Below are 13,504 nucleotides of genomic sequence, written 5' to 3'. Positions count from 1 at the left end.
GGGGAGCCGAGGCTCCCCTTTTTGATGGTAATACGCTGAACGCAGCTATTACTTTTCGAGGTACTGCAGCTTGTCCGGCTTGCCGTCCCACTCTTCGGCTTCTGGCAGCGGGTCTTTCTTTTCGGTGATGTTGGGCCACTTGCCTGCCAGGTCGGCGTTGAGCTCCACAAACTGGACCTGATCCGCCGGCAGCTCGTCTTCCGAGAAAATGGCCTCAGCGGGGCACTCCGGCTCACACAGGGCGCAATCGATGCATTCGTCCGGATCGATTACCAGAAAGTTCGGGCCTTCGTAGAAGCAGTCAACCGGGCATACTTCCACGCAGTCCGTGTATTTGCACTTGATGCAGTTATCAGTAACGACAAACGTCATAGTCAGTTTCCTGGTCCAGTAGTCAATCTCATCAGTGTAATAATAATTGCGCGATATTGTATTGAGCGGCCTGCCCTGTCGCAAGCGCTGAGGCGCACTATCGTTATTACACAGATCAATTCTGCCGCTGAGTTCCGCTATTTCCCCAGCAGTTCTTTCAATTCGTACAGTCGGTTAAGGGCATCCCGCGGAGTCAGTCCGTCCACGTCCAGGTCGGCCAGGCATTCTTCCACTTTGCTGGGCTCCAGGCTGGCGAACATGTCTGCCTGCATAACCGGCTCGCTAACGCGGGCGGTGCGTGGCTGTTTTTCAGGTTCAGCCGGCGCCACGGCGGTATGATCGGCTGCCGGCCTGGCTGGTGCCGCACCGCCTTCAAGGTGGGACAACTGCTCCTTGGCATTGCGAATCACGTCCTGGGGCACGCCAGCCAGCTTCGCCACCTGCAAACCATAGCTCTGGCTCGCCGGGCCGTCATGAACGTTGTGCAGGAACACGATGGTGTCGTCGTGCTCGGTGGCTGTCAGGTGAACATTAACGGCGTGCTCAAGATCGTCGGCCAGTTGCGTGAGCTCGAAATAGTGAGTGGCAAACAGGGTGTAGCAGCGAATGTGTTTGGCCAGGTGTTCCGCTGTCGCCCACGCCAGGGACAGGCCGTCGAAGGTGCTGGTGCCGCGCCCAACCTCGTCCATCAGCACCAGGCTGTATTCCGTGGCGTTGTGAAGGATATTGGCGGTCTCAGTCATTTCCACCATAAAGGTTGAGCGGCCGCCGGCGATGTCGTCTGACGACCCCATGCGGGTGAAAATACGATCCAGTGGCCCGATGACCACGCGGTTGGCGGGCACATAGCTGCCGGTGTAAGCCAGCAGGGCAATCAGTGCTGCCTGGCGCATGTAGGTGGACTTACCGCCCATGTTGGGGCCGGTGATCACCAGCATGCGCCGTTGCTGGTCCATCAGCAGATCATTGGGCACGTAGGGATCGCTCAGCAGTTGTTCCACCACCGGGTGGCGGCCTTCTTCGATATCGAAGCCGGGCGTGTCACTGAATTCCGGGGCATTGAAGCGAAGGCTGGTGGCCCGCTCGGCAAAGTTGCTGAGCACATCCAGCTCCGCCAGGGCCTGAGCCGCGTCCTGCAGGGGCGCGAGTTCGGCGGCGACAGTTTCCAGCACCTCGTCGTACAGGGCTTTCTCCCGTGCCAGCGAGCGGCTCTTGGCGCTAAGGGCCTTGTCTTCGAATTCTTTCAGTTCCGGGGTGATAAAGCGTTCGGCGTTTTTCAGGGTCTGGCGGCGGATGTAATCCACTGGCGCCTGCCCGGACTGGGCGCGGGTAATTTCGATGTAGTAGCCGTGTACCCGGTTATAACCCACTTTCAGCGTGCTGATCCCGGTACGCTCGCGCTCACGAGTCTCAACGTCCAGGAGGAACTGGCCTGCGTTCTCGCTGATGTTACGCAGCTCGTCGAGCTCTTCGTCAAAGCCTTCGCGGATAACACCACCATCCCGGATGACCACCGGCGGGTTGTCGATGATGGCTCGTTCCAGCAGGTCCGATAGTTCGGGGTACTCGCTGATCGTTGTGGCGAGTCTGACGACGTGGTGGGAATTGACCGGTGTCAGTGCGTTCTGTAAATCCGGCAGGCTTAGAAAAGCATCCCGCAGCCGTGCCAGATCCCTTGGGCGCGCTGAACGCAGCGCCACGCGGGCCAAAATCCGCTCGATATCACCGATGCTTTTCAACAGGTCATGAACCGGCTCATAGTGAAAGCCGTCCAGAAGTGCTGAAACCGCCTGCTGGCGTTGTTCCACCACGGTAATGTCCCGTAAGGGCCGGTTAAGCCATCGTCTTAGCTGGCGCCCACCCATGGCGGTCGCCGTCCGGTCCATCACCCAGGCCAGGGTGTGCTGGGTGCCGCCCATGAGGTTAGTGTCGATTTCCAGGTTACGGCGGCTGGTGGCGTCCAGGATTACCGCTTCCTCGCGCCGTTCACGGCTGAGTTTGCGAATGTGGGGCAGGGCGGTGCGCTGGGTTTCTTTGGCGTACTGCAGCAGGCATCCGGCGGCACAGATGGCCAGCGTGAGGTCTTCGCAGCCAAAACCGGTCAGGTCGCGGACCTGCAGTTGCTGGGTAATCACGCGGCGGGCGGTGTCGGACTCAAACAGCCATGGGCCCTGGCGACGGATACCGGTATAGCCGTCCAGTACGTCCTGATAAGGAAAGTCCTCACTGATCAGGATCTCCGCTGGGCGCAGGCGCTGGAGCTCCCCTTGCAGGCCCTCGAGATCGTCCAGTTCAGACACGGTAAACCGTCCGCTGGAGATGTCGAGGGAGGCAAAACCAAACTGCTCCCGGTGGCTGTAGATGGCGACCAGAAGGTTATCCCGGCGGTCCTCAAGGAACGCATCGTCGCTCAGCGTGCCCGGCGTCACAATGCGAACCACCTTGCGCTCTACCGGCCCCTTGCTGGTCGCCGGGTCGCCAATCTGCTCGCAAATGGCGATGGATTGACCAGCACGAACCAGACGTGCAATGTAGCCTTCAGCGGAATGGTAAGGAATGCCCGCCATGGGAATCGGGCTGCCCCCCGACTGCCCCCGGGCTGTCAGGGTGATATCCATCAGCTCGGCAGCTTTCTTGGCATCCTCGTAGAACAGCTCGTAAAAGTCCCCCATGCGGTAGAACACCAGTTCATTGGGGTGTTCACCCTTGATCTTGAGGTATTGCCTCATCATCGGGGTGTGGTGGGACAGATCGGTCTGGGCTGCTGACATGAACGGTTCCGGATCCATTGGCTTTATGTGAAGGCAGGGATTGTAAGAAAATAACCGCCATGATGAAACGAAGGAGATCATTATGCCACTGACTGACGAGGCATTGGCGGAAGCCGGCACGCAATTGGCTGACGTATTAATGCAACGCGAGCTTACGATAGCCACTGCCGAAAGTTGCACTGGCGGCTGGGTTGCCAAGGTGCTGACCGACCGCGCGGGCTCTTCTTCCTACGTTCTGGCGGGACTGGTGACCTACAGCAACGATGCAAAAAGGGGCTTGCTGGGTGTGACTGAACCGTCGCTGGGGGAGCACGGCGCAGTTAGCGAACCGGTGGTACGGGAAATGGTTGCTGGTGCCCTGGCGGCCACGGGTGCGGATGTGGCTGTTGCGATCAGTGGCGTGGCGGGCCCTGGTGGCGGCAGTGACGACAAGCCGGTAGGCACGGTGTGGTTTGCCTGGGGGCGCTCTCCGGCTGACACCGAAGCGGTGGTTGAGCAGTTCCAGGGCGACCGTGATCAGGTTCGGCGCCAGGCGGTTCTTTATGTGTTACAGGGAGTTAGGGGCTTTCTGGAAAAGGCCTGAAACGGAGGGGTTGGTCTTGCCTTCGTGTTGTGTTTTAATACTGTTCAAATATACAGGAGTCTGGTTTTCCGGGTTCCGCAGTCCATGATTTTGGCCGCCGGGCTCCCGTCCCGATAACGGCATTGGCGACAGAGGGTTTGCAACGATGGAAGACAACCGCAAGAAAGCACTGGGCGCAGCACTGAGCCAGATCGAACGCCAGTTCGGCAAGGGCGCTGTCATGAAGATGGGCGACCAGCCCAGGGAAGCGATCCCTGCGGTATCCACCGGTTCCCTGGGCCTGGATGTGGCGCTGGGAATAGGCGGTCTGCCTTATGGTCGTATCTGTGAGATCTACGGCCCGGAAAGCTCTGGTAAAACCACGCTGACCCTGCAGGTGATTGCCGAGGCCCAGAAGGCTGGAAAAACCTGTGCGTTTGTGGATGCGGAGCATGCCCTGGACCCGGTCTATGCCGAAAAACTGGGCGTGAACGTGGATGAACTCCTGGTATCCCAGCCGGACACCGGTGAGCAGGCGCTGGAAATCTCTGACATGCTGGTACGCTCCAACGCTGTTGACGTCATCATCGTGGACTCCGTGGCAGCGCTGACGCCCAAGGCCGAAATTGAAGGTGAGATGGGGGACAGCCATGTTGGTCTCCAGGCCCGCCTGATGTCCCAGGCGCTGCGTAAGCTGACGGGTAACGTCAAGCATGCCAACTGCCTGCTGATCTTTATCAACCAGATCCGCATGAAAATTGGTGTGATGTTCGGCAGCCCCGAAACCACCACCGGCGGCAACGCCCTGAAATTCTACTCATCCGTTCGCCTGGACATTCGCCGCATCGGTGCTGTTAAAGATGGCGATGAAGTGGTGGGCAACGAAACCCGAGTGAAAGTGGTCAAGAACAAGGTATCTCCGCCGTTCAAGCAGGCCGAGTTCCAGATCATGTACGGCAAGGGCATCTACCACATGGCCGAAGTGCTCGATATGGGTGTGAAGGAAGGCTTCGTGGACAAGTCCGGCGCCTGGTACGCCTACAAGGGCGACAAGATCGGCCAGGGCAAGGCCAATGCCTGCAAGTTTTTGGAAGAGAACCTTGAGATCGCCAATGAGATCGAAGCGGCGGTGCGTGACAAGCTGATGCCCAAGCCGGCCAAGAAAGAAGAAGCGGCAAAGGAAGAGGCAACAGCAGACGCGAACGGTGAGCTTCTCTAAGCTCTGTTATTAGTTCCTGCGTTATCGGGGAGATAGTATGGATGCGAAGAAAAAACTACTGGTTGTCGCCCATGCACCCTCCCCGAATACCCTTAAACTAAGGCAAGCCGTAGAGCAGGGCGCAAAACACGAAGACATCGAAAATGTCGAGGTCACGGTGCTCCCTCCGCTGGAAGCAGGCCCGGAAGATATTCTGGCCTGTGATGCCATCATCCTCGGTACCACTGAAAACCTTGGTTACATGAGTGGTGCGTTAAAGGATTTTTTTGACCGCAGTTACTACCCCTGCCTTGAGAAAACCCAGGGTTTGCCCTTCACCTTCTACATCCGCGCCGGTCTCGACGGTACCGGCACCCATCGCGCTATCGATTCCATCACCACGGGCCTGCGTTGGCGGCTGGTGCAGGAGCCATTGCTCTGTCATGGCGACTATCGGGACGAATTCGAGGATCAGTGCCGGGAACTGGGGCTCTACATGGCCGCCAGCCTGGATGCCGGGCTGTTCTAGGAAGCTTTAGCTGGCGTAGCGGTTGTACAGGCCTTCAATGCGGGAAAGGGCATTGTCCACGGTTCGTGAATACCCCTTTTTGTCGAAACAGTAGCTGAACTGGATGCTTACCCGGTAGCCGGTCTGATAGGGCTGGCAACTGATCACCCGGGCGGCGACACGGGATTCGCAGATGTACTTGCCATGAAAGTCCATATAGAGACGGGCGCCAGACTCTACTGGCCTTGGGCAAAGCACCGCCATGCCATAGCGATTCAGGTCCAGGCAGGTGACAGCGGTTGAATTCTTCCCTCGACCAAAGAAGCCACGCTCCTGCAGCTGTACCTTCAGGCACATGGCAGGGTAGCGGTCCTTGATTCTGCGGTCTGCGGAATCACTCATCATACGTTGGCATCCGTTGCGTATCTTGTGATTATTATTGGCCCGTTCTTCCACCGGGACGTTGAAGTCTAGTGCCCACGATGGTGACTGAAAAATGACCAAGCGAAGAACTGTGACCGGGTTATCAAAATGGGGCTGCAGTGTGCCGACAGCAAAATCATGCCCCTAATGACATGGTGTTCAGGCCTGGGTGCTGACCAGTCGCCCCCTGCGGTCTTCGGTGGGAGCGGCCTTGCCGGTTTTCGGGTTCAGTAATCGCGGGCTGCGCCTGGACCGCTTCTTGCGGCGGTCTGGCCCCTCAAAAGCCACCTGTGCCCGGCGTCGGTCGGGCTGTACACGTCGGTCGCCCTGCGGTTTTTCCGGCGACGGTGACGCCTGTTGCGGCTGCGGTGCGGTAAAGGGTTTGCGTTTTCGCAGTGACTCCAGCACCGTCAACGGTTGTGACTGATTCCGATAAATATCCATTGAATGAGTGTCCTGCCCTTAGGTTGAGGCCTCTGTCATTATGCCCGATTGATCAATTTATCGACAAGTTGGGCTAAATCTTTAGCGAGAGCGCGACAGGGCCGGCCCCAGATTCTACAATGAGCGGCCATAACCAAAATGCTTTCATACCGTTACAGGACCGAACCTTGAAGTCACTGTCCCTGAACCAGCTCTACAAAGCCTGTGTTTTAAAAGATCTACCGTTCAAGACCACGCGACAGCTCGAGCCCCTGGCGGAAATTGTTGGCCAGAATCGGGCCCAGGCAGCGGTGCGTTTTGCGCTTGCCATGCCTCATGGCGGTTACAACGTCTATGCCGTGGGCCGTAACGGCTTAGGCAAGCGCACGATGATGCTCCGTTATCTGGAGCATCACGTGGACACTGAGAATCAGAGCCACGACTGGTGTTATGTCGCCAACTTCGAGGAACCACGAATTCCCCGTGTTCTTCAGTTGCCCGCCGGTAAGGGCACCGAGCTCAAACAGGATATGGAAAAGTTGATGGGGCGTCTGATGAAGATGATCCCCCAGACGTTCGACAGCGACAGTTTCCTTGAGCGTGCTGAGCAGCTGAAAAACGGGTATGCCAAGAAGCAGGAAGATGAACTGGAGAAGGTGGCAGCCCAGGCCAAGCGAAAGAAGGTCAGCCTGAATATTACGACACCCGGCGGCTATCGGCTGGTGGCGATGAATGGCGAGGAACCCCATACCGCTGAATCCTTCCAGGCGTTGACAGAAGCTCAGCGGGACAAGTTCGAGAATGACATCAACAAGCTCGAGAAAAAGCTGCGTCAGGCCCTACGCAAACTGGCGGATTGGGAGCAGGAATACGCCGAAAGCCAGCAGGCGCTCAACGAGGAAACACTGGAAAGCATCTCCGGCCACCAGATCGACGAGTTGATCGAGAAATACAGGGATATGCCGGAGGTGGTTTCGTACTTCGAGGAAGTGCGTAAGGATCTGTCCGAGAGCCTGGAAATTTTTCTGGAAGACAATGAAGAGCAGGCGGCCATCGCCTATGCGTCGCTGGATAAAAAAATGCCCCGGCGCTATCTGGTCAATGTGCTGGTTCACCAGAAAACCGACGAAGTGCCGGTTGTGGTCGAGGACAATCCCACCTACCACAACCTGTTTGGCTACGTGGAAAGCGTAACCTTCAAGGGTTCGGTGTTTACCGACTTCTCGCTCATACGCCCTGGCAGTATTCACCGTGCCAACGGGGGGTATCTGCTGATGGATGCGATCAAGGTGCTTGAGCAGCCATTTGTCTGGGACGGGCTGAAGCGTGCCTTGCGATCCAAGTCCATCCAGATCAACTCGCTGGAACGGGAGCTGACCCTGTCAGGCACGATTTCATTGGAACCCGAAGCCATTCCGCTGGACGTAAAGATCGTACTGTTTGGCGATCGGGAAACCTGGATGCTGTTGCAGGAATACGACCCCGAGTTCGCTGAGCTGTTTCGGGTCACCGCAGACTTTGAAAACGAGATGATGCGTACCGACGAGAGCCAGCTCCTGTACGCCAAGTTCATCGCCAGCCTGGTGAACGAAAAGAAGCTGCTGCATTGCAGCAACAAAGCCGTGGCACGTGTGATTGAGCACAGTTCGCGCATGGCAGAACATCAGGATCGGCTGTCGCTGCACGCAGCGGATATCGCCAATCTGCTGAGGGAGTCTGATTACTGGGCGAGACAGGCGGGGGCAAAGCTGATCCAGAACTCCCATGTGGATCAGGCATTGGAGAGCGCCCAATATCGCAGCAGCCGTATCCGTGATCAGTTTTACGACTCCATCCGCGATGGCACCACGCTGGTGTCCACAACGGGCACCTGTGTTGGGCAGGTGAACGCGTTGTCAGTGCTCTCTACCGGCGGATTCGAGTTTGGTTTGTCCAACCGTATCACCGCTACCTGCTATTATGGAGATGGCGGTGTGATGGATATCGAACGGGACGTCAAGCTGGGAGGTAATATTCACTCGAAAGGGGTGATGATCCTCAGTTCCTGGCTGTCTGCCCATTTTGCCGTTACGGATCCCATGCATCTGTCGGCCAGCCTGACCTTCGAACAGAACTACGGCGAAGTGGACGGTGACAGTGCTTCGCTGGCGGAACTCTGTGCCCTGGTGTCTGCGTTGTCCGGCCTGCCTGTCAGGCAGGACCTGGCGATCACCGGGTCGGTGAACCAGTTCGGAGAGGTTCAGCCCATTGGTGGCGTGAACGAGAAGGTTGAAGGCTTTTTCAGCACTTGCAGGCTGACCGGGGAACTCACTGGCACCCAGGGGGTGATCGTACCCTCCACCAACGTCCAGAACCTGATGCTTGAGCAGGAGGTTGTCCAGGCTGTTCGCAATGGACAGTTTGCCGTGCATGCGGTCAGCCGTGCCGAGGAAGCAATTACGCTGTTGCTCGGTAAACCGGCAGGCAAGGCTGATGACAAAGGCAGGTACCCTAAGCAGAGCGTTTTTGGCATTATCCAGCAACGTCTGGAAAAAATGCGCGAGCATGAGCGTCAGGAGCATGCCCGGGACGACCACAAAGATCCGTCGATTCACTGAGAGCCATCAGCCGGTTTCACAAGTGTGATCGGCGGTCATTGAAAGGAGAGACAAGGCACATGACTGATACCCAGCAAACGGTCTACGTAGTTGAGGACGATGAGGCGGTTCGTGATTCTCTTGAACTGCTGCTGAAATCCGATGGCAAGCCGGTCAAGACTTATGACAATGCCAACGCATTCCTCAAGGATTACTCCGAAAAAATGGCCGGCTGTATCGTACTGGATATCCGCATGCCGGGCATGGATGGTATGGAACTCCAGAAGAAACTGAATGAAAAGCACTCCATCCTGCCAATTATCTTCGTCACCGGGCACGGTGATGTCCCCATGGCCGTGGATGCCATGAAAGAGGGCGCGGTCGATTTCATTCAGAAACCCTATCGTGAAGAGGCCCTGCTCCAGAAAATCGAAGCCGCCCTGGAACAGGACAAGGAGCAGCGCAAAACTCTCGGTGAGAAGCAGGAAATCCTGCGCCGCGTGAAAAGCCTGACGCCCCGGGAACATGAAATCATGGACCGGATGATTGCCGGGCAGGCGAACAAGGTCATTGCCATCGAACTGGAGATCAGCCAGCGTACCGTGGAAATTCATCGCTCACGGGTGATGCATAAGATGGGCACGCATTCACTGGCACACCTGGTCCGTATGGTTCTGTCCGTAAAGGACCTTATCGACGCGCGCTGATTTGGCCGGCATCATGCATTCATCATCGTAACCGGCCGTACTTCTATGACAGATGCTGTCCTTGAGACAACAGACGTAACGGTTCTGCTCGTTGACGACAACCCGCAGAACCTCAAGGTTCTCTATGAGACCCTGAAAGACAAGGGTTATCGCCTGCTCATTGCCAACGATGGTGAAAAGGCGCTGGACCTTGCTCATCGCCATCAGCCGGAAGTGATCCTTCTCGACATCATGATGCCGGAACTTGACGGCTATCAGGTGTGTGAACGCCTCAAGGCAGACCCGGTTACGTCAGACAGCGCCGTGGTGTTTCTCTCCGCTCTGGATGATCTGCAGGCGAAAGTCCGGGGATTTTCCCTGGGAGGCGCTGACTACATCTCCAAGCCGTTCCAGGCCCAGGAGGTGATTGCCCGGGTGAAAACCCATGCCAGGGTAATCCGCCTTGAGCGGGCGCTTCAGGCCCGTAATCGCCAGCTTGAAAACGATCAGGCCCGCATACTCAATTCCATCAGCGAAGGTATTTACGGTCTCGACGCCAGGGGTACCATCGTGTTCGCCAATCCGGCGGCGGCGCTGATCATGCGCAGGCCTGTTGAAGAGTTGATTGGTGAGGGTTTTTTCGATCTCCATTTCCGCACCGCCGGCCACGGATGTGAGTCACTCCCTATCTATGCCACCTGTACCAAGGGTGTTGCGGAGAACCAGCGCGATATTGAGATGTTACGCGCAGATGGTTCACCGTTTCCGGTGGAGTATCGTGCGACACCGAAACTGGATGGTGATGAACTGCATGGCGCGGTTGTGGTCTTCCGTGACATCACTGCTGAGCTTGAAAGTGAGCGGGCGCTGGACGACGCCCGGCACATGGTTCAGGAGCAGCGTGAGCAGTTGGCCCACTTCTCCCGCCTGACCACCATGGGGGAGATGGCGGCCGGTGTGGCACATGAGGTTAACCAGCCACTGACGGCTATCACCAACTATGCCCGCGTTGCCAAGCGCGTGTTAGCCAAGGAAGCGCCGGACCACGAGTTGCTTGAGGAAACGCTGGAGAAGATCGAAGCCCAGTCACACCGCGCCAGTGAGGTGATCCGACGCATCCGGCGGTTTATGAAGAAGCCGGCTGCCGGAAAGGATGTGTTGTCGATTGCGGCGCTGTTGGAAGATACCCGCCAGTTCGCAGAAGTGGATATCCGCAACAACGAGGGCGGCGTCGAGATTTCGGTGGCCAATGACGTGCCGGATGTCCTTGCGGACCCGATTCAGGTACAGCAGGTTGCGTTGAACCTGATTCGTAATGCCTTGGAGTCCACTCGCAGCGCCCAATCGGAAAAGCCTGTGGAGGTAACCGTGGCGATGTCAGGCACTGGCTGTGTCCGTGTGGCGGTCACCGATCATGGTGTTGGCCTGCAGGACGATGCGGAAGAAAAGCTGTTCCTGCCGTTTTATACCACCAAGGAAGAAGGCATGGGGATTGGCTTGCCCATGTGTCGATCCCTGATCCAGGCCCAGGGCGGTGATATCGGGTTTGAGCGGCCCGAGCACGGTGGTGCGTGTTTCTTCTTTACCCTGCCGGTCGCCGGTGCCGTGGGTTCGCCCTGTGCGTCCACTGACGGCTCCGGAGAGCCGACAGAGTAACCTCTCTCCCCACTTAACTTTCCCAATGTATCTGGCCGCTCAGGTGGGGTGCGTTTCCGGACGCATTCAGTAGCTGATAAACCCAGCCGTCTTGCCCCACCTGCCAGTTGAGTTGTGCGGTTCCGGGAAGGAACAGCGGCTTCTTGAACTGGCAGGAGACGGATATCGCGTCCGGGCGCCAGCCGCTTTGCTGTTCCAGTAGTGCCAGCACTCGGGCCTTGCTCCACATGCCGTGGGCAATCGCCCGGGGGAAACCGAAGGCCTTTGCGGTCAGCGCGTGAAGGTGTATCGGGTTTCTGTCACCGGATACCCCCGCGTATTGCCGGCCAATGGATTCCGCGGCACTGATGTCGGTGGTCTCAGGGTAGTGGGGCAGTTCGGGAGGTTTATCGCCCGAGGCCTTTTTGCTTTTATCCGGCTGCCGGAACAGGTTGGTGCTCGTCTCTTCCCACACCAGCCTCCCTGCGGACCAGGCTTCGGTGACCAGATCGAACTCCAGGCCCCTCGACGTATTGTTCTGACCGTCCAGCCGTGCGGTGATGTCCAGCGTTTCCCCGGTGCCGATGGCTCGGTGCTGCGTGATGTTGTTGCGAAGGTGAACGAGCCCAAGCAGGGGCAGTGGGAAGTCTTTCTCGGTCAGCAGTTTCAGATGCAACGGAAACGCCAGGATGTGGGGCCAGGTGATGGGCACGTTAGCCTGTGTATCGAAGCCACATACCTTCCGGTAGCGTTTCAGGTTATCGTTGGCCGTACTGACACCGATTAATCGGGTGGACAGGCCGGGGATCCTGAGTTCGTCGCCGGATGGCTTGGTTTTCGGGAGTAGGGCCTTGCTGTAAAGCGACCATAGGCCGGGCGGGTGACGGTGGTAGATTGAAGTATCTGTCATATTGCTATCTCTCCTGGTACACCTGTGCGTCTGTGGCCTGATATGCTCTAATATAAGACTAAGGTCTCAGAGTCTGGCAAACCCGGCCAGTATGAGCATTGACCTGGCTTGCCAGCAAGGTTGTCCGGCCGGCCAAGCCGATTAATAAACAACTATAAAGCGGGATTTTATGCAGGAACTTCGCGATGCGGGTGTGATGTTGCGCCTGATTTATCAGGCCATGAAACGCAAAGGGATTGATACAGATGCCATTTTTGCCCGGCTGGGAGTGGATGAAGACTATGTCTACACCGAGCAGCTAAGAACACCTCACAGTGCCCAGTTGTATTTCTGGCAGGTGGTTGAGGATGTGTCGGGTGACTCCGACGCCGGCCTCCACCTGGGTCAGTTGTTACCGGCCTACAAGGGGCAGGTACTGGAATATCTGTTTCTGAGTAGCCCCACGTTTGGCGAGGGCCTGCGGCGGGCTCAGAACTATCAGCGCCTGTTGAGCGATGCTGCCAATACCGACTTCTTCATCGAGGGCGACGAGGCTTGCATGGTTCTGGATGCCGCTTCCAGCGAAGTCAGCCGTCTGCGGCACTTCAACGAATGTTTCGTGCAGGGCCTGATTACCTTTTTCAGATCGATCACCGATGACAGCTTCTATCCGTCGCGCATCGAGTTTGAGCATCAGCGTGAGCATGGCCAGGAGCATGTGATCGACGTGCTTGGCTGCGATGTCATATTTGGCGCCAAGGAAAACCGGCTGTATTTCCCTGCCACCCTGCTGTCCCATGCTTCACCCCATGCGGAACCGGAGTTGCTGGACCTCCATGAGCGGTTTGCCAGTGAGCAGGTGGCCCGTCTTGAGAAGAAAGACATCGTCGGACAGGTCGAGCGGATTGTTGCGGAACTGCTGGACAGCGGCGAGGTTACTCTGGATGCCGTGGCCGAGCGTCTTGGCATTAAGCCCCGAACCCTGCGTACCCGCCTGACTGAAGCAGAAACCAGCTTCAACCAGGTGCTGGCGGATTTCCGTTATCGCCTGGCGCGGCAGTTGCTGGCAACCACCGACGAATCCATTGACGAAATCGTTTATCTCACCGGCTTCTCGGAACCCAGTACTTTCTACCGGGCGTTCAAGCGTTGGTCGAGCATGACGCCTATCGAATACCGAAAGACCGCACAGGGAAAGGATGCCATGGTTGATGCCATGTAAGAGCCTTCTGAAAACCGAACTTTTTTCATGAAAAACGTTGACATGCAGGGCGGCCTCTTTATAATGCGCCCTCGTTGTCACCGAGCAGTCACACCCTTGATTGCGCCCGAGGTGGCGGCTCACGCGGAGCGGTAGTTCAGCTGGTTAGAATACCGGCCTGTCACGCCGGGGGTCGCGGGTTCGAGTCCCGTCCGCTCCGCCATTTTCCCTTCTTTGATTACCTCTTTTTGTTGTCATTC

The 13,504-nt window shown here is 57.3% G+C and carries 12 protein-coding genes and 1 tRNA gene; 8 read left to right on the top strand and 5 right to left on the bottom strand.

The features are described from left to right. Nucleotides 1–48: 48 nt before the first annotated feature. Both fdxA and mutS read right to left on the bottom strand, forming a co-directional pair. Nucleotides 49–372, bottom strand: a complete 324-nt coding sequence (fdxA, locus tag JJO78_RS05300; RefSeq protein ID WP_007151871.1) for a ferredoxin FdxA — start codon at nt 370–372, stop codon at nt 49–51. Between the two features lie 137 nt (nt 373–509). Then, nucleotides 510–3,143, bottom strand: a complete 2,634-nt coding sequence (gene mutS, locus JJO78_RS05295; RefSeq protein WP_075195839.1) for a DNA mismatch repair protein MutS — start codon at nt 3,141–3,143, stop codon at nt 510–512. A gap of 82 nt (nt 3,144–3,225) precedes the next feature. Here mutS and JJO78_RS05290 point away from each other — a divergent pair, with 82 nt between their 5' ends. From JJO78_RS05290 to JJO78_RS05280, 3 genes are all read left to right on the top strand, one after another. Next, the gene (locus JJO78_RS05290) at nt 3,226–3,726 is read left to right on the top strand and encodes a CinA family protein (protein WP_036204565.1); all 501 of its coding nucleotides are present in this window, start codon (nt 3,226–3,228) and stop codon (nt 3,724–3,726) included. A gap of 145 nt (nt 3,727–3,871) precedes the next feature. Continuing rightward, entirely contained in the window at nt 3,872–4,924 is a 1,053-nt protein-coding gene (recA, locus tag JJO78_RS05285; RefSeq protein WP_036204567.1) for a recombinase RecA, read from the top strand. A 37-nt stretch (nt 4,925–4,961) separates the two neighbouring features. Beyond that, nucleotides 4,962–5,432, top strand: a complete 471-nt coding sequence (locus tag JJO78_RS05280; RefSeq protein WP_126810402.1) for a flavodoxin family protein — start codon at nt 4,962–4,964, stop codon at nt 5,430–5,432. A 6-nt stretch (nt 5,433–5,438) separates the two neighbouring features. On the opposite strand, the gene JJO78_RS05275 is transcribed toward JJO78_RS05280, so the two are convergent. Both JJO78_RS05275 and JJO78_RS05270 read right to left on the bottom strand, forming a co-directional pair. Then, nucleotides 5,439–5,816, bottom strand: a complete 378-nt coding sequence (locus JJO78_RS05275) for a PilZ domain-containing protein (RefSeq protein WP_036204571.1) — start codon at nt 5,814–5,816, stop codon at nt 5,439–5,441. Nucleotides 5,817–5,993: 177 nt separating this feature from the next. After that, nucleotides 5,994–6,278, bottom strand: a complete 285-nt coding sequence (locus JJO78_RS05270; protein WP_036204572.1) for a hypothetical protein — start codon at nt 6,276–6,278, stop codon at nt 5,994–5,996. A 167-nt stretch (nt 6,279–6,445) separates the two neighbouring features. Here JJO78_RS05270 and JJO78_RS05265 point away from each other — a divergent pair, with 167 nt between their 5' ends. Genes JJO78_RS05265 through JJO78_RS05255 form a run of 3 tightly spaced genes read left to right on the top strand, consistent with a single transcriptional unit; the run spans nt 6,446 to nt 11,175 of the window. Beyond that, entirely contained in the window at nt 6,446–8,854 is a 2,409-nt protein-coding gene (locus tag JJO78_RS05265) for a Lon protease family protein (protein WP_126810401.1), read from the top strand. A 59-nt stretch (nt 8,855–8,913) separates the two neighbouring features. Beyond that, nucleotides 8,914–9,540 (top strand): response regulator FixJ, encoded by a 627-nt coding sequence (fixJ, locus tag JJO78_RS05260; protein WP_007151863.1) that lies wholly within the window; start codon nt 8,914–8,916, stop codon nt 9,538–9,540. 45 nt (nt 9,541–9,585) lie between these two features. Next, nucleotides 9,586–11,175: an ATP-binding response regulator gene (locus JJO78_RS05255; protein WP_126810400.1), complete on the top strand. Its 1,590-nt coding sequence runs from the start codon at nt 9,586–9,588 to the stop codon at nt 11,173–11,175. A gap of 13 nt (nt 11,176–11,188) precedes the next feature. Here JJO78_RS05255 and JJO78_RS05250 read toward each other — a convergent pair whose 3' ends face one another. Next, entirely contained in the window at nt 11,189–12,064 is an 876-nt protein-coding gene (locus JJO78_RS05250; protein WP_075195589.1) for a MaoC family dehydratase, read from the bottom strand. A 169-nt stretch (nt 12,065–12,233) separates the two neighbouring features. On the opposite strand from JJO78_RS05250, the gene JJO78_RS05245 reads away from it, so the two are divergent. Together JJO78_RS05245 and JJO78_RS05240 are read left to right on the top strand one after the other, a co-directional pair. Next, the gene (locus JJO78_RS05245; protein ID WP_036204580.1) at nt 12,234–13,265 is read left to right on the top strand and encodes an AraC family transcriptional regulator; all 1,032 of its coding nucleotides are present in this window, start codon (nt 12,234–12,236) and stop codon (nt 13,263–13,265) included. Between the two features lie 125 nt (nt 13,266–13,390). Further along, a tRNA-Asp gene (locus JJO78_RS05240) sits at nt 13,391–13,467 on the top strand. Nucleotides 13,468–13,504 lie beyond the last annotated feature (37 nt).

This window comes from Marinobacter sp. DS40M6 (genome assembly GCF_028581595.1).
In the GTDB taxonomy this organism is placed as follows: domain Bacteria; phylum Pseudomonadota; class Gammaproteobacteria; order Pseudomonadales; family Oleiphilaceae; genus Marinobacter; species Marinobacter salarius.
Note: the sequence above shows the minus strand (reverse complement) of the source record. Positions and strands in the feature narration are given on the sequence as shown.

Excerpts from the sequence above, each read along its gene's own strand:
- fdxA (WP_007151871.1), bottom strand. The coding sequence starts at position 372 with ATGACGTTTGTCGTTACTGATAACTGCATCAAGTGCAAATACACGGAC.
- mutS (WP_075195839.1), bottom strand. The coding sequence starts at position 3,143 with ATGTCAGCAGCCCAGACCGATCTGTCCCACCACACCCCGATGATGAGG.
- JJO78_RS05290 (WP_036204565.1), top strand. The coding sequence starts at position 3,226 with ATGCCACTGACTGACGAGGCATTGGCGGAAGCCGGCACGCAATTGGCT.
- recA (WP_036204567.1), top strand. The coding sequence starts at position 3,872 with ATGGAAGACAACCGCAAGAAAGCACTGGGCGCAGCACTGAGCCAGATC.
- JJO78_RS05280 (WP_126810402.1), top strand. The coding sequence starts at position 4,962 with ATGGATGCGAAGAAAAAACTACTGGTTGTCGCCCATGCACCCTCCCCG.
- JJO78_RS05275 (WP_036204571.1), bottom strand. The coding sequence starts at position 5,816 with ATGATGAGTGATTCCGCAGACCGCAGAATCAAGGACCGCTACCCTGCC.
- JJO78_RS05270 (WP_036204572.1), bottom strand. The coding sequence starts at position 6,278 with ATGGATATTTATCGGAATCAGTCACAACCGTTGACGGTGCTGGAGTCA.
- fixJ (WP_007151863.1), top strand. The coding sequence starts at position 8,914 with ATGACTGATACCCAGCAAACGGTCTACGTAGTTGAGGACGATGAGGCG.
- JJO78_RS05255 (WP_126810400.1), top strand. The coding sequence starts at position 9,586 with ATGACAGATGCTGTCCTTGAGACAACAGACGTAACGGTTCTGCTCGTT.
- JJO78_RS05250 (WP_075195589.1), bottom strand. The coding sequence starts at position 12,064 with ATGACAGATACTTCAATCTACCACCGTCACCCGCCCGGCCTATGGTCG.
- JJO78_RS05245 (WP_036204580.1), top strand. The coding sequence starts at position 12,234 with ATGCAGGAACTTCGCGATGCGGGTGTGATGTTGCGCCTGATTTATCAG.